Source organism: bacterium (assembly GCA_017744355.1).
Taxonomy (GTDB): Bacteria; Cyanobacteriota; Sericytochromatia; order S15B-MN24; family UBA4093; genus JAGIBK01.
Genome location: JAGIBK010000005.1, coordinates 313,624 through 336,172, shown reverse-complemented (window position 1 = coordinate 336,172; position 22,549 = coordinate 313,624). Strand labels below are relative to the sequence as shown.

Below are 22,549 nucleotides of genomic sequence, written 5' to 3'. Positions count from 1 at the left end.
AGCAGCCGGGAGGCCCGTGGGCCTCCCGGCTACCGAGCTAGAAGCCGAAACCGGTCGAGAGGGCGATGGTGCCGGACTTGAAGTCCTGGCTCACGCCACCCGAAAGATCCAGCTTGGTGACGAACAGGTTGAGACCGACGCCCGCGCCGTAGATCGGGTTCTTGCCACCGAAGCGCGCGCCGGTACGAGCATACAACAAGTTGAAGATGTTCCACTCGAGACCACCCTGCAGGCTGGGCCCGTAGAGCAGCTGGTTCGAGAAGAGATCCCGCTCGAAGGACTGGCGCATGTCGGCCATGGCGGTGAAACCGAGGGGCAGACGGTAGGCCGCGCCGATGCTGAGTGCCATGGGCTCGGTGTCAGTGAAGTTGATGCTCTTGCGATCGCCCACCGAGGTGAGGCTGAACTGGGAGCCGTCGAACTTGCCGTTGAACTCGCTCTCGGAGCCGGGCCAGAAGACGACGGGGTTGACCAGGGTGGCGCCGACCGCGAGGCGCTCATCCAGGTTCACCACCGCGCCCAGGTCGATGCCCGAGCCCATGCTGTCGGCGGCACGCGCCTTGAGCTTGGTGCTCACGGCCTTGGCGTAGTCGATGTTGGCGAAGTTCGAGAGCTGCTGGCTCAGGTCCTGCATCTTCGAGAAGTCGCTCGAGATGGTCGCGAGCGCCGCGTCCAGGCCGCCGAGCGGCTCCGACAGGTTGACGGTCGTCTGGGCGCCGAGGCTGCCGACCGGACCGATGTTGAAGGCGCCGCCGCCGTTGGACGTCTGGAGCGAGGTCTGGATGGGCTGACCCGTCACGAACAGCTTGAAGGAGCCGCCCACCGAGGCCTTGGCCTTGGGGAAGAAGGGCAGAGCCGGGAAGGGGATGGGCTGCGACAGCGAGACGGCGGTGGTGGCGTAGGCGCGGTTGGTCTCGGTGATGGTGAGGGCGCGATCGCCGGTGTCGTTGGCGTCCTTCTTCATGAAGGGCTTGAAGCCGTTCTCGCTCGTAAGCTCCGCGCGGACCTTGGCCACGTCGTCGAGCACGGCCTGGGGGTCGGCCTCATTGGAGTTCAGGCGGCTCACCAGCCCAGCCACGGCCGTCTTGAGGTTCTGGTCGAGGGTCGGGTAGTTGGTGACGAAGCCCAAGAGCTCGGGCGAGGCGATCGAGAGGTCGAGGCCCCCGTCCACCCAGGCGCGGGCGCCGACGGCACCCCACGCGAGCTGGCTCTTGCCGTTCGCCCCGGTGTTCCGGACGCCCAAGAGCGACGGCACGGGCATTTTGAAGCCGACCAGGCCCGAGCGCAGGCCCAGGTCGATGCTGAGCTTGTCGTTGACGGCCGCCTTGAGGCCCGCCGGCATAGCGACCGCGTCGGGCACGGGCTGGGGCTCATTGCTCGCCAGCGACGGGGAATAGCCGAAGAAGTAGTTGCCCAGGTACCCGGCGTAGGCCGCGGTCTCCTGGAAATCCGTCACCCCGATCACGTTGGTGCCGCCGCCGAGGCCCAGGTTAGGACCGAGGTACAGCCAGCCGCGCTCTTCGTGCAAGAGGGCCGGGTTGCTCAGGGTGCCGTTCACGTCGCTGTTGGCGAAGGCCGAGTAGTGGCCGCCCAGCGAGAGGGCGCGGGGATCGAGGGGCTCGGCGGCGAAGGAGGGCGCGGCCATCACGGGGAGGGTCGCCGCCGTCAGGGCGATCGCCCAAAGCTGTTTCTTCACGGGATTGATTCCTCTCTTATCAAGCTTGGGCTAGGGAGCGACGGTAAAGAAACCGGCGGCCTGGGTGCCGATGGCGAAGCTCGCCTTTTCCTTGTCCACGGCGATCGGGGCGATGACCCAACCGTAGCTGCCCTGCGCGAGGGGCTGGTCGTTCTCCTTCTTGGCGTACTTGGGGTCCACCTTCGCCAGGACCTCGAGCAGCTCCTTGGTGATGGCCGTCATGTCCGAGGGGGTCCCGTAAGTAACGCCGGTCGGGTGCGCCGTCGCGTCGAGGAAGGCGGTGTAGACGGGCTCGGCGCTGGGCATCATAGGATCGCTGGAGCCGTCGGGAACCTTGACCACCGAGAGCAGGAACCCGCTGGGCTTGCCGTTGGTCTCGTTCACCGCCCAGCCGAAGGTGGGCTTCGGGCCGACCGCGCTGAGGTTGGGGGTGAGGCTGTTCATGGTGCCGGCGTCAGTGGTGGCCATGACCTTGATCTGACGGGTGAGGGTCTTGGCCCCGAAAGTCGCGCCGTAGACGTAGGTGGCGCTCTCGCTCACGTTCTGGTCGTCGTAGAAGGAGCTCTCCTTGTCGATGCCGACCGCGTCGGTCGGGGTCGAGCCCGCTCCGGTGCTGCGCTTCATGTCGGAGATCTTGTCGCCAGTGCTGGCCCAGATCAGGAAGGCATGCTTGTCCACGCCGCCCTCGGGCTTTGCGACCACCAGCGAGCGCACGAAGAAGGTCTGAAGGCCGGATTGCAGGGGTTGGAATTCCTTGATCGCCGCGCAGCCCGCCATGAGGCCGCAGAGGGCGAGAGGAAGGATTTTCTTGATCACGCTTGTCGCTCCTAAGATTGAAGAGGAAGACGCCCTGGCGGACCTCATCGCTTGTTTTGGTCCGAGGGATTATACACCAAACAAGCGGTTTCTACCCCTGATGGTATAAGGTTTAGCGGGCTTACAGGCTACCGGGGGTTCGAGTGGACATGGAATGGCTGCTTTGCTAGGATCAGGGGCGACCATCCCGCCTCGAGCCAAGGAGCAGACCCCGCGTGAGCACCTACCTCCCCAACCTTCTCGAATCGATCGACTCCACCCTCATCTCGAAAGAAGAGCTGCAGGCGCGCATCAACGAGCTCGGCAAGACCATCTCCGAGGACTACGCCGGCAAGGACCTGGTGGTGATCGGCGTCCTCAAGGGCGTCGCCATGTTCCTGGGTGACATCTACAAGCAGATCTCGATCCCCTGCGAGCTCGACTTCATGGCCGTCTCCAGCTACGGCGCCTCGACCCGCTCGAGCGGCGTCGTGCGAATCCTCAAGGACCTGGACGAGAGCATCACCGGCCGCCACGTCCTCATCCTCGAGGACATCATCGACACGGGGCTGACCCTCAGCTACCTGGTGCGCACCCTCATGGAGCGCCGCCCCGCCTCGCTCGAGATCTGCACCCTCCTGGACAAGCCCGCCCGTCGCCTCGAAGAGGTCCCGGTCAAGTACACCGGCTTCACCATCCCCGACAAGTTCGTGGTCGGCTACGGCCTCGACTACCGCCAGAAGTTCCGCAACCTGCCGTTCATCGGCGTGCTCAAGCCCGAGGTGTACACGAAGTAACACCCCCTCGGTTTGAGGGCTATACCAAGTAGCGAGCGCCTAAGGGCCTCAGCGATCGTTCGTAAAGTATGGTATACTGATCCTCAGCCGCGGCCTTCGGGCCGATAAATCCAGTGCGCACGCCGACCCCGACGGGTTGAGCCGGAGCGCATGCCTTGGAGAGTGGGCCTCGGCCCGCTCTCTTGTGTCTAGGGGGGATCCCGTGTCACGCATCGCCGAGCAGGTCACCGAGCTGGCCCGCCCCATCGCCGAGAGCGCCGGCGTCGAGCTGTTCGACGTCGAGTACGTCAAGGAGGGCGGTCACTGGATCCTGCGGATCACCATCGACTCCGAGGCGGGCGTCTCGCACGCCGAGTGCGAGACCGTCAGCCGAGCGCTCGATGAGGTCCTCGACACCCATCCGGACATCTTGCCCAGCGCCTACATGCTCGAGGTCTCGAGCCCCGGCGCCGAGCGCCCGCTGCGCTCCCAGCGCGACTTCGACCGCTTCAAGGGCCGCAAGGTCCTGGTCAAGGCCTACGCGCCCATCGCGGGCAAGAAGGAGTGGACGGGCGAGCTTCTCGGCGCCACCGAGGCGGCGATCCTTATCAAGGGCCCCGAGGGCGAACAGGAATTTCCTAAGGAGCAAGTCTCCTTGGTGCGATTGACGATCGATTGAGGTAGACGACGATGAAGATTGACAAGGAACTCTTCAAGCAGATGCAGCGCGAGCGCGGCGTGAGCACCGAGGTGCTCCAAGAAGCGCTCGAGGCGGGCATGCTTTCGGCCTACAAGAAGACGGCCAATCCGCACCCCAACACCATCGCGCGTCTCGACCTCGAGTCCGGCGAGTTCCACGTGCTGGACCTGCGCGAGGTCGTCGAGGTGATCGAGGATCCCGACAGCCAGATGCTCTTGTCCGAAGCCAAGGAGCTGCTGGACGAGGCCGAGGTCGGCCAGGTCCTCGAGATCGACGTCACCCCCGACCCGAGCGAGCTCGGTCGCCTTGCCGCCCAGATGATGAAGCAGGTCCTCAACCAGCGCCTGCGCGAGGCCGAGCGCAAGCAGGTCCTCGACCAGTTCAAGGGCAAGGAAGGCGAGACGATCATCGGCACCGTCCAGCGCTTCGAGGGCCGCAACATCATCGTCAACTTCGGCAAGGTCGAGGGCATCGTCCCCGGCTCCGAGCAGGTGCCCGGCGAGAGCTACCGCCCCGGCGACCGCATCAAGGTCTTCCTGTGCGAGGTCCGCGAGACCACCCGCGGCATGCAGCTGCTGGTCAGCCGCGGCCACGCGGGGCTCGTCCGCGAGCTGTTCGAGCTCGAGATCCCCGAGATCATGGACGGCACCGTGACCATCGAGGCGATCGCCCGTGAGGCCGGCTTCCGCACCAAGCTCGCCGTGCGGTCCAAGGACCAGTCGGTCGACCCGGTCGGCGCTTGCGTCGGCGCCCGCGGCGGCCGTATCCAGGGCATCGTCAACGAGCTGCGCAACGAGAAGATCGACATCATCCGCTGGTCGGAGGATCCCACGACCTTCATCGCCAACGCCCTCTCGCCCGCCAAGGTCGTCTCGGTCTCGGTCAACTCGCTCGAGCGCACCGCCAAGGTGGTCGTGCCCGACGCGATGCTGTCGCTGGCCATCGGCCGCGAGGGTCAGAACGTCCGCCTGGCGGCTCGCCTGACCGGCTACAAGATCGACATCAAGAGCGAGTCCCAGCAGCGCGAGCTGAACGCCGCGGCCCTCGAGAGCGCCATGGGCGAGATCGAGTACCACCCGGTTGACGAGGAGTACGCCGAGGAGGCGATCGCCGAGAACGCCGAAGCTGCGAACGTCGAGGAAGCGACCGAAGCCGCCGTCGCGACCGAGGAAGCCATCGCCGTGGCCGCCGAGGAGACCGAGGCGCCCGCCGAAGAGGCCGAGGGCGTCTAAGCAAGCCATGGGTGCCGAGCCGCTTCGTCGCTGCGTGAGTTGTCGCCAATTGGGATCAAAGTTAGAATTGATCCGGTTGGTTCGGACACCCGAGGGAGACGTCCTCCTGGACCTCAGCGGCAAGGCGCAAGGGCGCGGGGCCTACGTCCACCGCCAAGGGCGGTGCGTGGAGGACGCGCTCAAGCGTCGGCAACTCGATCGGGCATTGCGGTGCCATGTTCCAGCTGAGCTGGCTAAGAATATCGCCGCCCTCGGCCAGGAGCACGAAGGCGGGGGGCGGTCCGGCGGATCATCCGCCGGCTAGGAGGAAGGATACTAGATGCGGGTACACGAACTGGCCAAGAAGCTCAACGTCCAAAGCAAGGACCTGATCACGGTGCTGCACGACCTGGGCTTCACGGACATCAAGAACGTCAGCCAAAACACCACCCCTGCCATGGACAAGGCGGCCACCGAGAAGATCCAGGGCCCCGCCAAGCCGGCGACGCCCAGCAAGCCCAAGGTCGCGATCCATCGCCCCGCCCAGCCGGTGCAGCCTCCCCAGGCCCAGCCCGCCGAGGCCCCTGCGGCCGTCGTCGAGGCGCAGGCCCCCGAGGCTCCCGCTGCCGAGGCTCCCGCTGCCGAGGCGCCCGTCGCTGAGGCGCCCAAGGCCGCCGAGGCTCCGGCCGCTCCTGGGGTGCCCCCCCAGGCCCCGGCGCGTCCCGCCGCGCCGAGCGCTCCTGGCGCCCCCCAGCCGCCCCAGGCGCAGGCCCCTACCCCGGCTCCGGCTCCGGCTCCGCTGCGGCCGGCTCAGGCCGCAGCCCAGGCGCACCGCTCGGTGACCCCCACCTCGCGTCCGACGCCTCCCGCGCGTCCGGCCGTCACCCCTCCCCTGCCGCCCGCCGCCCACGAGCGCGGCCCGGTGCCCCAGTTCCGCTCGACGCGCCCTGCTCAGCAGGCGCAGGCGCCTAGCGCGCCCCAGGCCCCCAGCGCCCCTCAGGCGCCTCAGGCCGCTCCGAGCAGCGGGCTGCCCTCGCGTCCCGGCGCACCGGGGGCTCCCCAGCCTCCGCGCCCCATGGCGCCCCAGGCCCGTCCTGCCGCTCCCGGTCGCCCCATGGGCGGTCCCGGCCGTCCGGCTCCTGCCGGTGGTCCCGCTCGGCCCGCTGGCGGCGCCCCGAGCCCCGCGGCTCCCGGCACCGGCGGTCCCCGGCCCGGCCATGGCGGCCCCGGCCGTCGTGATGCCTGGAAGGACAAAGACCGGGAGAACACCCAGAAGGTCATGGAGTCCGGCGGCAAGCGTGGCAAGCGCGGTCGCGGACGTGATCGCCACGAGGCAGAAACGGCAGGGAACTTGGCCACGTTGACCAAACACATCAAGCTCTCGGGCTCCATCACGGTCAAGGAGCTCGCCGACAAGATGGGCGTCAAGGAGACCGAGATCATCAAGCGCCTCTTCATGAAGGGGATCATGGCGACCATCAACCAGACGCTCGAGCTGGAGACCGCCGAGATGATCGTGACCGAGATGGAGTACACCTTCGAGCTGGTCAACCCCATGGAAGAGGAAGCCGCCGTCGAGGTCGAGGTCGAAGACCAGGCCGACCTGCTGCCCCGTCCGCCCGTCGTCACCATCATGGGTCACGTCGACCACGGTAAGACCTCGCTCTTGGACGCCATCCGCAAGACCAGCGTCGCCTCGGGCGAAGCCGGCGGCATCACCCAGCACATCGGCGCCTACCAGGTCAAGATCAACGACCAGCTCATCACCTTCCTCGACACCCCGGGCCACGAGGCGTTCACCGCCATGCGTGCCCGCGGCGCCAAGGCGACCGACATCGCGGTCCTGGTGGTGGCGGCCGACGACGGCGTCAAGCCCCAGACCATCGAAGCCATCAGCCACGCCAAGGAAGCCGGCGTCCAGCTGCTGGTCGCCATCAACAAGATCGACAAGCCCGGCGCCAACCCCGACCAGGTCAAGCAGCAGCTGACCGAGTACGAATTGGTCGCCGAGGAGTGGGGCGGTCAGACCGTCATGGTCCCCGTTTCAGCCAAGCAGAAGATCGGTCTCGAGAACCTGCTCGAGATGATCCTGCTGGTGTCCGAAGTGCTCGAGCTCAAGGCCAACCCCAAGAAGATGGCCAAGGGCATCATCATCGAAGCGCAGCTCGACAAGGGCATGGGCCCCGTGGCCACGGTGCTCGTCCAGAACGGCACCCTCAAGGTCGGCGACAACTTCGTGGTCGGCTCGATCGCCGGTAAGGTCCGCGCCATGATCAACGACCATGGCCGCCGCGTGAAGGAAGCCGGCCCCGCGATGCCCGTCGAGGTGCTCGGTATGCCCACCGTGCCCGCGGCCGGCGACGTGTTCCAGGTGGTCGAGGACGAGAAGACCGCCAAGACCATCGCCGCCCAGCGCGCCGAGTACGACCGTACCCAGCGCCTGAACGCGACCCGTCACATCTCGCTGACCGACGTGTACAGCCGCATCCAGGAAGGCAAGATCAAGGACCTCAAGGTCATCCTGAAGTCCGACGTGAAGGGCTCGGCCGAGGCGCTTGAGAGCAGCCTCTCCAAGATCACCGCCAAGGACGGCGACGTCCAGGTCCGGGTCATCCACTCGGGCACCGGCGACATCTCGGAAGCCGACGTCATGCTCGCGGCGGCCTCGGACGCCATCGTCATCGGCTTCAACGTCAAGGCCAACGATGCGGCCCGCGCCAAGGCGACCCTCGACGGGGTCGACATCCGCGAGTACAACATCATCTACAAGGCCATCGAGGACATGGAGGCCGCGATCAAGGGCATGCTCGAGCCCGAGTACGAAGAGGTCTTCGTCGGTCGCTCCGAGGTCCGCGCGATCTTCAAGGTCGGCAAGCAGGACATCATCGCGGGCTGCATGGTCAAGGAAGGCAAGATGCAGCGCGGGGCGATCGCCCGGGTCCTGCGCGGCACCGAGGAGCTCTACAAGGGCAAGCTCGACAACCTCAAGCGCTTCAAGGACGACGTCAAGGAAGTCGCGACGGGTTACGAGTGCGGTATCTCCTTCGACGGCTTCAACAACCTGCAGGAAGGCGACGTCATCGAAGCCTACCAGATGCAGGTCAAGCAGTAGCCAGGTATTCCTAGCCCCGGGCGCCGCAAGCGCCCGGGGCCCACTCTCGAAAGCAGGCCATTATGGGCAACCAGCGAGCCGAACGGGTCTCCGAGGTCATCAAAGACGTGGTCGCGGACGCCATTCGCCGCCTCAAGGATTCTCGCATCACGGGCATGGTCTCGATCACCGACGTCGAAGTTTCGGGTGATCTGCGCCACGCCAAGATCTTCGTCTCCATCTACGGCGACGAGCCCACCCAGGCCCAGACCATGGAAGGGCTCCAGTCGGCGGTCGGTTTCGTCCGCTCCGAGGTCGGCAAGGCCGTGAAGCTGCGGGTGGTGCCCGAGCTCCACTTCAAGCAGGACCGCTCCATCGAGCACGGGGCCCACATCCACGACCTCCTGGCGCGCATCAAGCGCGAAGGGGGCGACTCGGAAGGCCATGGCGAGTAGCCTGCCCACCGACATCGCGCGGCTGCGCGAAGGGGGGCCCACCACCTGGGTGGTCGCCTCCCACATGAACCCTGACTGCGACACCCTGGGCTCGGCGATCGCCATGAAGCGCCTGTTGCGCGCCTTCGGCCACCGGGTGATCCACCTGTGCCCGGACCCGGTGCCCGACGCCTACCGCTTCTTGCCGGGGGCGGACGAGGTCGTCACCGAGCTGCCCGCTGACCTGCCCGCCGACGCGGGTCTGGTCACGCTGGACGCGGCGGACATGGGCCGCTTCGGGCGGCTGCGCGAGCGGCTCGAAGCCTTTTCGCTCATCGTCGACGTGGACCACCACGTCTCGAACCCCCGCTTCGGCCACGTGAACGTGGTGCTCGAGGACGCGGCGGCCACGGGCGAGGTGGTCTATCGTTTGTTCAAGCACTTCGCAATCCCCATCGACCCCGAGGCCGCCGTCGGCATGTACGTGGCGCTGGTGACCGACACCGGCGGCTTCGCCTACGAGGCGACCAACGCCGAGAGCCACGAGATGGCCGCGGCCCTGATCCGCGCAGGGGTCCAGCCCGGGGTGATTTCGCGGGCCCTCTACGAGCACGTGCCGCTCGCCGAGCTCAAGATCAAGGCCATGGGCCTTGCGAGCGCGACGCTGGCTGCGGCCGGCCGTGTCGCCTACACGACCATCACCCGCGCCATGCTCGACGAGGTCGGCGCCAAAGAAGAGCACACCGAGGGCCTCTCGGAGAGCCTGCGCGCCCTGGCGGGGGTGGAGGTCTCCTTCTTCTTGCGCGAGACCGCGAGCGGCGCCCTCAAGGCCAGCATGCGCTCCAAGGCGGCCGTGGACGTCTCGCGCCTCGCGGCCAAGTTCGGCGGGGGCGGCCACCGCCGCGCCGCCGGCTGCACCTTCGACATGCCCATGGACCAAGCGGTCCAGACCCTTCTAGAAGCGATCGACCTTGAGCTCCAAGCCCCCCGTTAAATCCGGCCTCCTGAACGTCCTCAAGCCCCCCGGCATGACCGCGCACGACGTGGTCGCGGCCCTGCGCCGCCGCCTGGGCACCAAGAAGGTCGGCCATGCCGGCACCCTGGACCCGGTGGCGACCGGCGTGCTGCCCGTGGCGGTGGGGACGGCCACCCGCCTCTTGCCCTACCTGCAATCCGGCAAGGAGTACCTGGCCGAGATCCAGTTCGGTGTCTCGACCTCGACCGGGGACTGCGAAGGCGAGATCCTGGACGCGCAGGACTGCGTCTTCGACCGCGCGGCCCTCGAAGCGGTGATGCCGCGCTTCAGGGGCGCCATCCAGCAGCGGCCGCCCATGGTCTCGGCCGTCCACTACCAGGGCAAGCGCCTGTACGAGCTGGCGCGCGAGGGCATCGTCATCGAGGACCTGCCCCTGCGGGACGTGACGATCGAGGCGCTGGAGCTGGTGGAGTTCTACCCCGGTGCACGCCCCAAGGCCCTGGTGCGGGTCGCCTGCTCAGCGGGCACCTACATTCGCTCGCTAGCCATCGACCTGGGCGCAGCACTCGGCTGCCCGGCCTCCTTGGCCTTCCTGCTGAGGACCCGAGCGGGCGATTTCGTCCTGGACGACGCCTTCGCCCTGGACGAGGACATCCGCTACGCCTCCGAGGACGCCTACCTTGCGCACCTGACGCGCCGGGACGCCTCGCCCGAGGACGTGGAGGCCATCGGCTACGGCCGGACCCTGAGCGCCCAGGACGAGCCCGACGGGGCCCTGGTGCGCGTGCATGCCCCCGAGCGGCTGCTTGCCATCTACGAGCGCCGGGGCGCGCTGCTGCACCCCCGGACGGTCTTCCCCGCCTAGGTTTTTTTCAAGAACCCCGACTTGCGCCACAGGTCGCCGACCAGCTTGCCGAGCTTCTCCATGGGCTCGGCGGGGGCCGGTTCGGGCTGCGCGATCGGCTGAACGGTCAGCGGCGGCAGGGGCTGGGTCCGCGAGAGCGGCTGAGTCTGGGCAGGCTGCCTCATGTGCGGAAAGAGGCTCTCGAGCATGGCCACACCCGGGAACATCGTGGAGAAGTAGTAGAGGGGGTAAAGGCTCCCCTTGAACTTGGTGAGGCTGAAGCCCTCGACCCGACCGACCGTGAGGTTCGCGGCCTCGAACTGTTGCGCGGCGATTTTCGCCTCGGCGAGCGCCTGGTCGGCAAGCCGGAACTGGGTCACCAGGACCTGGACCTGGCGCAAGCGCGCAGGGGACTCGGCGACCACCCGAGACAAGCGCATGGTGAAATTGCGCTCGCTTTCGGTCACCCCGATGAACACCTCGTCGAGGGCGTCTTCCGGTGCGACGTGGACGGCGATCGCCCGATCCAGCGCCTTGACGCGGGGCCGCAGGGTCGAGACGAGTTTCTCGCCCTGGGCGAGCTCGCGCATGAGGTCCTCGCGGCGCAGCACCTGGTCCAGTGGGCCGGTCCCCGTGGCGGCTGGCTGCGACGCCATGTAGCCGTCGAGCGGTGCGGTCCCCCGTGCGCGCTGCAACTGTCCACTGCCGCGCGGTGAGCCGTTTTGAGGGAATTGGGCCATGGACGCCTCCTTGCGCTCCCTCATATACCCGGACGCCAAGCAAACGAACCTCGCGCGGCCCCCGAACAAGATTCCAGCCCTTGCCGGCGATAAGATCGAGAGTTTCGGAAGCGTGCCTCACGATGGAGAAGTCGATGCGCTGGACGAGCCCGATCGCGATCGCCATCACCGCCCTGAGCCTGGCAGGGTGCAGTTTGCGGACCATCCCGCCGACGAGCGTCCCATTCTCGGACGTTTCCCTCTCGCACGCCCCCTCAACGGAGCTCCAGCTGCCGATCGCCACCCCGGCCGAGGAGTTCGGAGTCGACACGCGCATCGCAGACACCGGCGAGCCAATCGAGGCCTTCGCGATCCCCGTGCGCTCGGTTGCTCCTGCCCCTGCATGGCAAACCAACAGCTCGGCCCAGCTCCACGTGAATCCCGCCGAGACCCTGCCCGCTCTCAAGGCCCTCATCAAGAGCGCCCAGAAGACCCTCTACATCGAAGTCTTCACCATCGCGGACGACAGCTACGGCCGGGCGATCACGCCGCTCTTGATCGATGCGGCCAAGCGCGGCGTCACGGTCAAGTTCCTCTGCGACTTCGCAGGCAGCCAGTTTTCGGGCGGCGCCAAGCTCGGCAAACAGATGACGGCCGCCGGCATCGAGTTCAAGATGTGGTCGCCCCGCACCATCGTCAAGGACAACCAGAAGCGCGGCATCAACATCACCCACCGCAAGCTCTACCTGGCAGACGGCGATCGCGGCCTGACCGGCGGCGTCAACCTGAATGCCCCCTTCGACACCACCACCCACGACATCCTGATCGACTTCCGCGGCGCCCAGGCCCAGCAGCGCCACGAGGAGTTCGCCCGCGACTGGAAGATGGCCAAGGGGAGCGCGCTGTCTTACCCCGCGCTCGAGGCGGGCAAGCAGTACGGGAGCGTCCGGACGCAGACCCTGGTGACGAGCCCTCCCGAGGGGCGCTTCGAGGCCAGAGACGGCATCTTCGAGGCCATCGACGGGGCCCAGCGCGAGATCCTGGTCGAGCAGCAATACCTCTGGGACCAGGACCTGTGCGATCGCCTCCTGGCCGCCGCCAAGCGGGGAGTCCTCGTCCGGGCCATCGTGCCCAGCAATTCGGACAAGGCCTTCAAGCACCTCAACTACCAGTCGCTGAACGCCATCCTCAAGGCAGGCGGGCAGGCGCGCCTCTTCAAGGGCGAAACCGTGGCCTCCTACGTCCACACCAAGTACTTCGCGGTGGACGACCGGATCGCCTTCATCGGCTCCGTCAACGGGGACACCCGCGCGCTCAACGACAACCAAGAACTGGACGTCGCCATCACCGACCCGGGGCTGGTGCTCGAGCTAAAGACCCGCCTCTTCGAGCGGGACTGGGCGCAGGGGAGCCTGGCCTACGAGATCACGTCCTCGCGCTGGTACGAGAATCCCTTCGCCAAGCTCTGGGACCTCGTCGCCTACTACCTGTAGTTAAGCGTTCCCGAACACCGCCAAGGCCAGGGGGATCTTGCCGAGGGGCGCGCTGACCTGGACGCCCTGCACCAGGCCTCGGACCTCGTCGAGCATCTCGCGGGCGATCGCCACGCCCTCTTCGGCCGCCCGTCCCTTGGCCTCGGCCTCCTGCATGCGGGCAAGAACCGACGGCGGGATCACCACCCCCGGCACCTCGTTGCTCATGAACTCGGCGTTGCGATAGCTCGCCAAGGGCCAGATCCCCGCGATGATGGGGATGTCGAAGTGCGCGACCTGCGCCAGAAAGCGCTTGAGCTGCTCTGCGTCGAAGACCGGCTGGGTGATGGCATACTGAGCCCCCGCCTCGACCTTCCAGGCGAAGCGATCGAGCTCGTGCGCAAGGTCGAGCGCGGCCGGGTTGACGCCGACGCCGAAGCAGAAAGCCGTGGGCTGCCCGATGGGGTTGCCGCCCAGGTCCAGGCCGTGGTTGAGGCGGTGGACCATGTTGGAGAGGCCGATCGAGTCGATGTCGAAGACCGCCGTCGCCTGGGGATAGGGCCCCATCTTGGGCGGATCGCCCGTGACCAGCAGCAGGTTGCGGATGCCGAGGGCCGCCGCCCCCAACAGGTCGCTCTGCATGCCGAGCAGGTTGCGATCGCGGCAGGTGTAATGGACCACCGCCTCGATCCCCTCGCGCTCGATGAGCAGAGAGGCCGCCATGGCCCCCATCCGGCTCTGGGCGCGCGGGCCGTCCGGCACGTTGATGGCATCCACCCCCGCATCCCGGATGCGGCGCACCCCTTCGAGCATGACCTTGGGATCGCAGCCCTTGGGTGGGACGATCTCGACCGAGGTGACGAACGTGCCGGCCGCGAGCTTGGCCCCAAAACGCGATCGCTCAGCAAGAGGCACCGGCTCGACCAAAGGCCGGGTCCCACGCTCCTGCACGGTGATGGCCGGGGCCTGGCGCCTTGGCGAGAGGGCGCGGGCAGCGTCCGCGATCTGGCGGATGTGGTCGGGGGTCGTCCCGCAGCAGCCGCCGACGAACTTGACCCCCGCCTGGATGAGGCGCTTGGTGTACTTGGCCATGTAGTCGGGGCTCGACATGTACATCTTGCGACCGTGGATCTCGCGGGGCATGCCGGCGTTGGGCAGGGCCGAGAGCTTCTTGTCGGTCACCTGGGCCACCTTCTCGATGGCCTCCAGGATGATGGCGGGCCCCACCGAGCAGTTGAGGCCGATCACGTCCGCGCCCCAGCGATCGAGCATGCGGGCCGCATCCTCGGGGTCCGTGCCGTAGCTGGTCTTACCGTCATCCTGGATGGTCATTTGGGCGAAGACGGGCAAATCCGTGCGGCTGCGCACCGCCTTGAGGGCCTGCTGGATCTCGCGCAGGTCCGAGAAGGTCTCCAGCACGAAACAGTCCACCCCGCCTTCGAGGAGGCCCTCGATGGCCTCGACGAAGAACGCCTCGGCCTCGGCCTCGGAGGTCGGCCCGTAGGGCTCCAGGCGGATCCCCAGGGGCCCGACGGCGCCCGCCACGTACCGCTCCTCGCCCGCCGCCTCGCGGGCGATCTCGGCGGCGCGCCGGTTGATGACTTTCACCTGCTCGCCTAGGCCGTAGCCCTCCAGGTGCGGGCGGGTAGCACCGAACGTGTTGGTCTCGAGCACCTCGGCCCCGGCCCGGATATAGGCGGCGTGGACCTCGCGGACAAGATCCGGTTCCTTGAGGTTCAGCTCGTCATAGCAGCGGTTGATGAAGACGCCCTTGGAATAGAGCATCGTGCCCATGGCCCCGTCGAAGACGACGACCCGGTCCTCGGCAAGCAGCGCGCGGAAGTCCCGCATGGCCCTAGACCCCTTCCTTGACGAGGCGCGGGTGCGGGCTGACACGCTCGCCCGCCTGAGGCCGAACGGCGTAGTACTTGGCCTCCGGGTGGTGCAGCACCACCGCGACGGTCGACTGCTCGGGCACCAGCTGGAAGGACTCGGTCAGCGTCATGCCGATGGTCTCGGCGATGGGCATCAGGCCGAAGAGCTTGCCGTGGTCCTCCAGGTCGGGGATGGCGGGGTAGCCCCAGCTGTAGCGCTTGCCCTGGGCCTCGGTGAGGGCCCATTCCTTGCGGATGTGGCGGTGCGCGACCTCGGCGAGGGCCTCGGCGGCCTCCACCGAGAGGCCGTGCAGGTAATAGCCCTCCGAGTAATCGCCCTTGGCCTGCAAGGCCTCGTTCAGCTCGGTCGAGCCGGGCCCCATGGTCACGGCCTGGAAGGCCACCACATCCATCCGGCCCGAGCTGACCGGGGCAAAGTAGTCGGCGAGGCACAGGTACTCGCCGTCCGGCTGGCGCGGGAAGGAGAAGGTCGTGCGGACCGTCTTACCTTGGGGCGAGTCGTAGATGAGGAGGGTGTCCCCATCCGCCTGGCAGGGGTAGTAGCCGTAGACCACCTTGGGGGTGAGGAAGCCTTCCTTCTTGGCGCGCAGCTTGAGGGCCTCCAAGCGCGGGTGGAACTCCTCGCGCAAGAGGCGCACCCACTCCTCACCGTTGGTGGAGCGGCCGCCCCACGAGAGGCGGAAGAGGCTCTTGAGATCCAGGCACTCGTAGACCCGATCGAGCGGGATGCCCTCGATCACCTTGTGGCCCCAGAAGGGGGCCGTGGGGATCGCCACGTCGGTGCGCACCGCCGAGCGAACGGCAGGGGCGACCACCGTTGAGGCTGACGCCTTGGGCTTGGCGGCAGCAGCGAGGGCCTCCTCCTTCATCTTGGAAACGAAGGCGTCGCGGCGCTCGGGATCGGTCAGGGCGTCCACGATGGAGAGGCCCTCGAAGACGTCGTTGGCGTAGAAGGTGCCCGCCGCGTAGAACTGGCCGTCGTCGGCGATCGCGATTCGACGGCCGAAGCTGCGGTTGATGGCCGCCCCGCCCACCATGACGGGGAAGTTGAGCCCCCGCTTGTGCAGCTCGTTGACGCACAGGGGCATCTGCTTGGAGGTCGAGACCAAGAGGGCCGAAAGGCCGATGGCGTCCGCCCCCACCTCGATCGCCTTGTCGATGATGGTGTTGATGGGCACCTGCTTGCCCAGGTCGTAGACCGTGTAGCCGTTGTTGGTCAGGATGGTGTTGGCGAGGTTCTTACCGATATCGTGGACGTCGCCGTAGACCGTGGCGAGCACGACCTTGCCCTTGGTGTAGCCTTCCTTCTTCTCCAGGAACTGCTCCAGGTGGGCGACCGCCTTCTTCATGACCTCGGCGGACTGCAGCACGAAGGGCAGGATCAGCTCGCCCTTGCCGAACTTGTCGCCCACGTCCTTCATGGCGGGCAACAGGACCGTGTTGAGCACCTCGACGGGGCTCCTTGCCTGCATGGCCTCGTCCAGGAGCACCTCGATGCCGTCCTTCTTGCGGTGGAGGATCTGGTAGTGGAGCTTCTCTTCGCAGGTCATGCCCGCGGTGGGGTCCTCGGCCTGGGCGCCGCCCGAGGCAGCCGCCTTGTTGGCCTCGAAGTACTCGATGAAGCGCTGCAGGGCGTCCGGCTGGCGGTTGAAGATCAGCTCCTCGGTCAGCTCGCGCTGCTCGGCGGGAATCTCGGCAAGAGGCGTGATGTGGGCCGGGTTGACGATGGCCAGATCCAGCCCCGCCTGCACGCAGTGGTGCAGGAAGACCGAGTTGAGCACCCCACGGGCGTGAGGCGCGAGGCCGAAGCTGACGTTGCTCACGCCGAGCACCGTCAGCACCCCCGGCATGGCCTCCTTGATGAGGCGGATGCCGTCGATGGTCGCCATGGCCGAGTCCCTGAACTCCTCGTCGCCGGTGGCGAGGGTGAAGGTCAGGTCGTCGAAGATGAGGGCCTCGTTCGGCAAGCCGTACTCGCCGCACACGATGGAATGGATGCGCTTGGCGACCTCCAGCTTGCGCTCGGCGCTCTTGGCCATGCCGACCTCGTCGATGGTCAGCGCCACCACCGCGGCCCCGTGCTCCAGGACGTGGGGCAGCAGGGCGTCGATGCGCGTCCGACCGTTCTCGAGGTGGACCGAGTTGACGATGGCGCGGCCCGGGTTGGTCCTGAGCGCCTCGACGATGACCGCAGGCTCGGTCGAGTCGATCATCAGAGGGGCCTCGATGCCCATGGCGAGCTTCTTGACGACGCGGCGCATCTGCTCGGCCTCGTCGCCGCGCTCGGTCAGGGCCACGCATACGTCGAGGACGTGCGCGCCGCCCTCCACCTGCTCGCGGGCGACTTCGAGCACGCCGTCGTAGTCGTCGTTCAACAGGAACTGCTTGAGCTTGCGGCTGCCCTGGGCGTTGACCCGCTCACCGACCAAGAGGGGCTTGGGCAACTGGTGAAGGCTGGTCGCACGGATGGCGCTCGCCACGTGCGGGGTGCGGTCCGGGTTCTTGGGCTTGGGTTCGAGGCCCGAAACCGCCTCGACGATGGCCTTGAGGTGCGCGGGGGTGGTGCCGCAGCAGCCGCCCACCACGTTGACGCCGTACGCGGTGACGAAGGTCTTGAGGGCCTCGGCCATGGGGGCGGGTTCGAGGGGATAGACGGCCTTGCCGTCCACGTTGAGGGGCAGGCCCGCGTTGGGGATGATCGAGACGGGCTTGGTGGCGCGCTCGGCGAAGATGGCGATGGGCCCGCGCATGTGCTCGGGGCCGGTGGAGCAGTTGAGGCCGATCACGTCGATGGGCAGGGCCTCGAGGATCGCGATCGCAGCCGCGATGTCGGTGCCGAGCAGCATACGGCCGCTGGTGTCGAGAGTGACCTGGACCTGGAGCGCGACGCGCTTGCCGGATTTCTTGAAGTAGCGCTCGATGCCCGCGATCGCGGCCTTCACCTCCAGGATGTCCTGGGAGGTCTCGATCAAGAGCACGTCGCAGCCGCCCTCGACCAGGGGCTGGGCCTGCTCCTCGAAGATGGCCGCCAGCTGCTCGAAGGTGATGTTGCCAAGCGCCGGATCGTCGCTGCTGGGCAGCATGCCGGTAGGGCCGATCGAGCCTGCGACGAAGCGAGGATGCTCGGGGGTGCTGTAACGGTCCGCCACCCGACGCGCCAATTGCGCCGCCTGGTAGTTCTGCTCGTAGGTGCGATCGCCGAGGCCGTACTCCTCGAGCTTGAGCCAGTTGCCGCCGAAGGTATCGGTCTCGAGCACGTCGCAGCCGACCGCCATGAAGCTGTCGTGCACCGCCTCGACCACCTCGGGCTTCACCAGCACCAGGTACTCGTTGCAGCCCTCTTTGCCGCCGTAGTCGTCGGCCGTGAGGTTGAAGTTCTGGAGAGAGGTCCCCATGGCCCCGTCGTAGACGAGGATGCGGCGCTGCAAGGCTTCGAGATATCGGCTCATGAAACTCCCCGTTCGCACAAAAAAAGACCCGCTCCTGGGCATCAAGAGAGGGTCGACGTCGTCTTATCTCCCAGGGTTTCCCCTGCAGGATTTGGCACCTTCTTGGTCTCCCAAGGGTTGCCGGGCATCATCGGGCCAGTCCCTCCGCCTTCTCTTGATAAGTGAAATATTCAGTTTTCAGGCATCTCACCGCAGGATAACAGCTGAGCGCGAAGCCGTCAAACCTCGTCACGCAGCGACTCGGGGATGGTTCACCCCACCGAGACGCACTTTGTCAGCGGTTGCAATTGCCAGGGCTACGGCGCATGCCGTTCGGCGAAGGCCTGCGCGTAGCGCACGCGCCGGCGATAGGCCGCACGGTGCTCGGCGAAGTCCTCCGGCAGGTTCTCGAAGAGCTCCCCGCGCGCGAAACAAAGGGCGACCTGGTAGAAGACCGCTGCCATCGCCCGGTGGCCGTCCCCTTCCAGGGAGCGTGCCCGCTGGTAGAACGCATCGAACTCGCGAAGGTCGCAGAAGGCGATCCGCTCCCAGTCGAGCCGGAAGATGCCCGAAGACGCGTCTATGAGGCCATCGCCCCCGATACCCTTGAGCGTCTGACGCAGGGCATGGGCAGCCTGATGAAGGGCTTGGAGCGGGGTGGTCTCCCCATCGGACTCGAAGAGCTTCTCGGCCAGCTCCGCCGCAGGAAGCCCGGCCGGATGCAGCACCAGGTAGGCAAGCAAGTGCATCGCCTTCCGGCGACTCCAGCCCTGCGTGCTCTGCCCCGCGCGCGCCAGCTGGAGCGCCCCGAAGGCGGAAAGCCGAAAAAGCGCGGGCCCGCTCACGAGGCCGAGCCTCTGCAACAGCCGGACCTCGCCCCCGCGCACGCTCTCCCCTTCGGGGGAATCGAGCCAGACGCCCATTCGCTCCAGGGCGCCGACGTCGCCTTCGTAGGCCCTCAGCGCTTCCTGGTACAGGTGATGGCGCCGCCGCAACTTCGCGGCAGCGGGCGCGCAGGCGGCGAGCGCCCGGCCTGCGCCGTCGAGGTCCCGCCGCGACAAGCAAATCTTCGCCCACTGTAGCACCGCCACGTCGTGCTGAAGGCCCGTCGGAAAATGACGCAAATAATCGTCGTGACGGGCTTTGGCCTCCCACATCCGCCCAAGATCCGCCAGCGGCTCAATCTGCGCCCAGCGGATCGTCAGGGTCATGTGACCGAGCCCCAGCTGGACGTTCAAGGATAGGCGCTCGCATAGCTGGAACAGCTTCAGGGCGAGCTCGGGCTCGTGCAGCACCTGGGTCTGCCAGGCCAGGTTGTACAGGTACCGCAAGACCCAGGTGCGCAGCGCGCCGGCACACACGGCGTTCGAGACCTCGGCGAGCAACTCGGGTGGCTGAACACGCGTCAGATCCTGAAGGGCGGCGTTTTGGCGCGCCACGATCACCCAAGGAAGCCGCTCGGTAAGATTCCAGCGCGCGCAGAGATCCGCCATGCGCTGGAGATACGCCTGATCCACCTTGGTGTCGAACTGGGTCGCGCTCAGCTCGCACAGCGAGTACATGGCCATCAGGTGCTGACGCGCCCGGAAGCGATCCCCATCGATCGGCTGTTCGAGCAGGCGGCGCAAGGTGGTTTCGACGGCCGCGAAATCCCCCTCGTACCACTGGAGCTGCGCTTCGAGCGCGAGGGCCCAGGTGGGCATCTCAGCCGCCAGCGCGTGCCGGTGCTCCCGCCAGACCTCCCAGGCAGTCGCCCGATCGCAGGCCGCAAGCACCGCGATGCGCCATCCGACGAGTTCCAGGGCGGCGGGGTTCAGGTCCAGCGCGCGCTCGAAGCACGCGAGCGCCTCCGCATGGGCCCCTTCCTCGTACCACTGCTGCGCCTCGATCGCCAGAAGCTCCGGGCGCTCCGCCCGCACGATCGCGGGCACCTGGGCGACCAGCGACGCGATCTCGCCATGGCGATCGGTCCAGCGATGACGGGCCTTGAAAGCCTCGATCAGGGCCACGACAGCGTCCCACGTGGCCGCATCGGCAAACGCGACGCGCACCTCGCGCGCAAGCACCCCCCAGGCAGGCCGAAGCGCGAAGCGATCCGGCGCCGTTTCGACGGCCACGTTGCGCCGCACGAGCTCCAGCACCTCGGGTGAAGACGAGGCCTCCCCGACCAGCCCCAGGGCCAAGGCCCAGGCTCGTAGGCGGTCGGGCAAGGTCGCCAGATCCTCCGGCCCAGGCCGCTCGGGATCGAGCAGGTCATCCCGGGCGCCGTCTTCGGCCGCGAGCGCGAGCGAATCGTCGAAGCGATGGCGAGAAGCCAGCACGACGGTGGCGCCCTGCGGCAGGCCCAAGAGAAAGGCGGCCATTTGCCCCTCCGCCTGGCTTCCTGCCAGGAAATGGAAGTCGTCCAGCAAGAGCGCGAGGGGAGGCAAGGCAGAAGCGAGGGTGGTTCCGAGGGGCAGGTCGGCGCAAAGCCCCAAGGACGATTCCGGCAGGCACCGAGACAGGCCACGGAGCAAGCGATGGCGCAACACGGCGGGGTCGCGGTCCTCTGGGGTGAGGCGCAAGTATAGGGTGGGCAAGACGAGCGCGCGCTCCCAGCGGCGAAGCAGCCGCGTCTTGCCCGCTCCCGGCCCCGCGCTCAAGAGCAACATCTGGCCCGGCTCTGGAGGACCGCTTCGTGTGTCGCGCCTCATGCCCGCTCCTCCGAGGACAAGCCGAGCCTCAAGCTGGCGACAAGCCCCCCATAGCGCGCGCCCAGCGCATCGGCCAAGCCACCGAACGGCTCGCCCGCGACGTAAGCGTCCGCCACGGCCCGCATGAGCGCAGCCGGCCCGACATGTCCTCGCGATTGGAGTACGAGGGCGAGCTCTCTGAAGGCCTCGGCCTCGTGCAGGTCGCAGAATGCCACCTCATGCCAGCGCAAGCGATAGCAGCCGCCCTCGTACTCCAGCAACTGCTCGGCCCCGATGGCCTTGAGCGTGGTTCGGACGGCATAGGTGAGACTGTTGAGCGACTCCTGCGGATTCGAGACCGCCGCATCGGCGAACAGCATCGCCGCCAGCTCCTCGGCGAACATCCCGCGCGCATGGCGGGTGAGCAGCGCCAGGAAGGCCAGGGCCTTTCGCCGAGCAAAGCGCGGCTCCGAACCATCGGCCGTCAGCAGGGCGAACTTCCCGAACGCATGGATGCGCAGGGCGGGGACGAGCGGTTCGCGCGAAGAGGCGGGCAACCGCACCCCGAGCACCTGCTCGGCGATCGCCTCTAGGCGCACGGCCAGGCCCGACTCTCCGAGCAAGTGAGCGCGATCCCGCAGGCAGCGCAGGTAATCCGCCAGGCTTTCCGCCATGGCGAAAGCCTCAGCCGGGATCGCGAGGAAGGGCGCGATCCCGGCCGGGACGACCGAGAGCATGCGCGCATCCAGGCGCGCCACGTGGGCCGCAAGCAGGTCCTGCGAAAAGCCCATGCGGGTGCTCAGGGCCACCAGGCGATCCGCGAGCGCCACGGCCTCCTGCGCGTCGCCTTCCGCGCAGGCGGACGCGTGAAGGTGCGAGAGGGCCCGGAAATGGCGGTGAGACGCCAGGCGGTCCTCCAGGACGGGGCACGCCAGCAAAGCCCGCAAGGCCGCAGGCGCCTCGGGCAGCGGCTCGGGGCGCCAGCGCTCCTCGAGCACCTCCCGCGCCTTGGCGGGAAGCCGCGAGCAAGCCGCTCGAACGCGCGCCTCGTCCGGCGTTCGAACGCCCAGGCCATACTGCTCCCACAGCTCCTCGGCCAGCATGCGCCAGACGTTTGGGCGCTCGAGGATGGAAAAGGCCTCCTCGGCGACGGGGCCCCAGGCGACCCGCAGGGCATGCCGCCCATCAAGCGCGGGCCGCGCGACGTTCCGCCGCACCAACTCGAAGCTCTCGGCGCTTGCAGGCAGGGCATCGAGGAGGTGCAGGGCCAGGGCCTTGGCGACGAGGCGCTCGGGCAGCCGGTTCAAATCTTGCAGGGTAGGACGCTCGGCCCAGTCGGGATGATCCGCATCCCACGAGCGCTCCTCGTCGCGGCCGATGGCAGGGAGGTGATGCCGTGAAGCCAACCCAAGGCGCCCGTACGGCGGAAAGTGGCGGCACAGGGCCATCAGGGCCTCCCAGTCGGGCCCCTCCTCGGCCAAATGAAGATCGTCGAGCAGCAGCGCCGCATCGGGCAAGGCCTCTTCGAGGGCCAAGCCCAGGGCCGCGCCCCAGTTGAGGCCCTCGAAGCGCTTCGAGAACGTCTCGAAGACCGCGCGCGCCTCGGGAAAGAGACCGGGCAAGGCCTCTTGAAGCGGCGCGCCCAGGCCCGTCGTCAGCTTGAAGTAGCGCGCCCGAGGGCCCCACTCGGCCAGCCAACGCTTCAGGAGGGACGTCTTGCCCGCACCCGGCCCGGCGCTGAGAAGCAGCGTCAGGCTCTCAGCGCCTTGTCGGTCATCGATACGAGTGGTCATGCACGGTGCGCTCGGATCAGGTCTGCCTCATCACTGGGGGCTCCCTT

The 22,549-nt window shown here is 67.6% G+C and carries 16 protein-coding genes and 1 riboswitch; of the genes, 9 read left to right on the top strand and 7 right to left on the bottom strand.

The window, feature by feature from the left end; all coding sequences use genetic code 11:
- Window positions 1–37: 37 nt before the first annotated feature.
- Both J7643_14450 and J7643_14445 read right to left on the bottom strand, forming a co-directional pair.
- The gene (locus tag J7643_14450) at window positions 38–1,696 is read right to left on the bottom strand and encodes a hypothetical protein (GenBank protein ID MBO9541787.1); all 1,659 of its coding nucleotides are present in this window, start codon (window positions 1,694–1,696) and stop codon (window positions 38–40) included.
- 30 nt (window positions 1,697–1,726) lie between these two features.
- Window positions 1,727–2,512 (bottom strand): hypothetical protein, encoded by a 786-nt coding sequence (locus J7643_14445; protein ID MBO9541786.1) that lies wholly within the window; start codon window positions 2,510–2,512, stop codon window positions 1,727–1,729.
- A 215-nt stretch (window positions 2,513–2,727) separates the two neighbouring features.
- Here J7643_14445 and hpt point away from each other — a divergent pair, with 215 nt between their 5' ends.
- The 8 genes from hpt (at window position 2,728) to truB (ending at window position 10,544) form a co-directional block, all read left to right on the top strand.
- Window positions 2,728–3,288: a hypoxanthine phosphoribosyltransferase gene (gene hpt / locus J7643_14440; protein MBO9541785.1), complete on the top strand. Its 561-nt coding sequence runs from the start codon at window positions 2,728–2,730 to the stop codon at window positions 3,286–3,288.
- 202 nt (window positions 3,289–3,490) lie between these two features.
- Entirely contained in the window at window positions 3,491–3,946 is a 456-nt protein-coding gene (locus tag J7643_14435; protein ID MBO9541784.1) for a ribosome maturation factor RimP, read from the top strand.
- A gap of 11 nt (window positions 3,947–3,957) precedes the next feature.
- Complete coding sequence (nusA, locus tag J7643_14430; GenBank protein ID MBO9541783.1) at window positions 3,958–5,199, top strand: transcription termination/antitermination protein NusA; 1,242 nt, start codon at window positions 3,958–3,960, stop codon at window positions 5,197–5,199.
- 7 nt (window positions 5,200–5,206) lie between these two features.
- Window positions 5,207–5,503 carry a YlxR family protein gene (locus J7643_14425; GenBank protein MBO9541782.1) on the top strand — a complete coding sequence of 99 codons (297 nt, stop codon included), beginning with the start codon at window positions 5,207–5,209 and terminating at the stop codon, window positions 5,501–5,503.
- Window positions 5,504–5,518: 15 nt separating this feature from the next.
- Complete coding sequence (gene infB / locus J7643_14420; protein ID MBO9541781.1) at window positions 5,519–8,290, top strand: translation initiation factor IF-2; 2,772 nt, start codon at window positions 5,519–5,521, stop codon at window positions 8,288–8,290.
- A 62-nt stretch (window positions 8,291–8,352) separates the two neighbouring features.
- Window positions 8,353–8,724: a 30S ribosome-binding factor RbfA gene (gene rbfA / locus J7643_14415; protein ID MBO9541780.1), complete on the top strand. Its 372-nt coding sequence runs from the start codon at window positions 8,353–8,355 to the stop codon at window positions 8,722–8,724.
- Window positions 8,714–9,697 (top strand): DHH family phosphoesterase, encoded by a 984-nt coding sequence (locus tag J7643_14410; protein MBO9541779.1) that lies wholly within the window; start codon window positions 8,714–8,716, stop codon window positions 9,695–9,697. The genes rbfA and J7643_14410 overlap by 11 nt, the downstream gene beginning before the upstream one ends.
- Window positions 9,675–10,544 (top strand): tRNA pseudouridine(55) synthase TruB, encoded by an 870-nt coding sequence (truB, locus tag J7643_14405; GenBank protein ID MBO9541778.1) that lies wholly within the window; start codon window positions 9,675–9,677, stop codon window positions 10,542–10,544. The genes J7643_14410 and truB overlap by 23 nt, the downstream gene beginning before the upstream one ends.
- Here truB and J7643_14400 read toward each other — a convergent pair.
- Window positions 10,541–11,263, bottom strand: coding sequence for a hypothetical protein (locus J7643_14400; protein MBO9541777.1), 723 nt, complete (start codon window positions 11,261–11,263; stop codon window positions 10,541–10,543). The genes truB and J7643_14400 overlap by 4 nt on opposite strands.
- A gap of 134 nt (window positions 11,264–11,397) precedes the next feature.
- Between J7643_14400 and J7643_14395 the strand changes: the two genes are divergently transcribed.
- A complete protein-coding gene (locus J7643_14395; protein ID MBO9541776.1) occupies window positions 11,398–12,735 on the top strand; it encodes a phosphatidylserine/phosphatidylglycerophosphate/cardiolipin synthase family protein in 1,338 nt (445 codons plus the stop codon).
- On the opposite strand, the gene J7643_14390 is transcribed toward J7643_14395, so the two are convergent.
- From J7643_14390 to J7643_14375, 4 genes are all read right to left on the bottom strand, one after another.
- Window positions 12,736–14,565 (bottom strand): bifunctional homocysteine S-methyltransferase/methylenetetrahydrofolate reductase, encoded by a 1,830-nt coding sequence (locus J7643_14390; GenBank protein MBO9541775.1) that lies wholly within the window; start codon window positions 14,563–14,565, stop codon window positions 12,736–12,738.
- Window positions 14,566–14,569: 4 nt separating this feature from the next.
- Window positions 14,570–18,058, bottom strand: a complete 3,489-nt coding sequence (metH, locus tag J7643_14385) for a methionine synthase (GenBank protein ID MBO9541774.1) — start codon at window positions 18,056–18,058, stop codon at window positions 14,570–14,572.
- 60 nt (window positions 18,059–18,118) lie between these two features.
- A riboswitch (SAM riboswitch) is annotated at window positions 18,119–18,222 on the bottom strand.
- A 132-nt stretch (window positions 18,223–18,354) separates the two neighbouring features.
- Window positions 18,355–20,730 (bottom strand): hypothetical protein, encoded by a 2,376-nt coding sequence (locus J7643_14380; GenBank protein MBO9541773.1) that lies wholly within the window; start codon window positions 20,728–20,730, stop codon window positions 18,355–18,357.
- Window positions 20,727–22,502, bottom strand: a complete 1,776-nt coding sequence (locus J7643_14375; GenBank protein ID MBO9541772.1) for a hypothetical protein — start codon at window positions 22,500–22,502, stop codon at window positions 20,727–20,729. Before J7643_14375 ends, J7643_14380 begins: the two co-directional genes overlap by 4 nt.
- Between the last annotated feature and the right edge of the window lie 47 nt (window positions 22,503–22,549).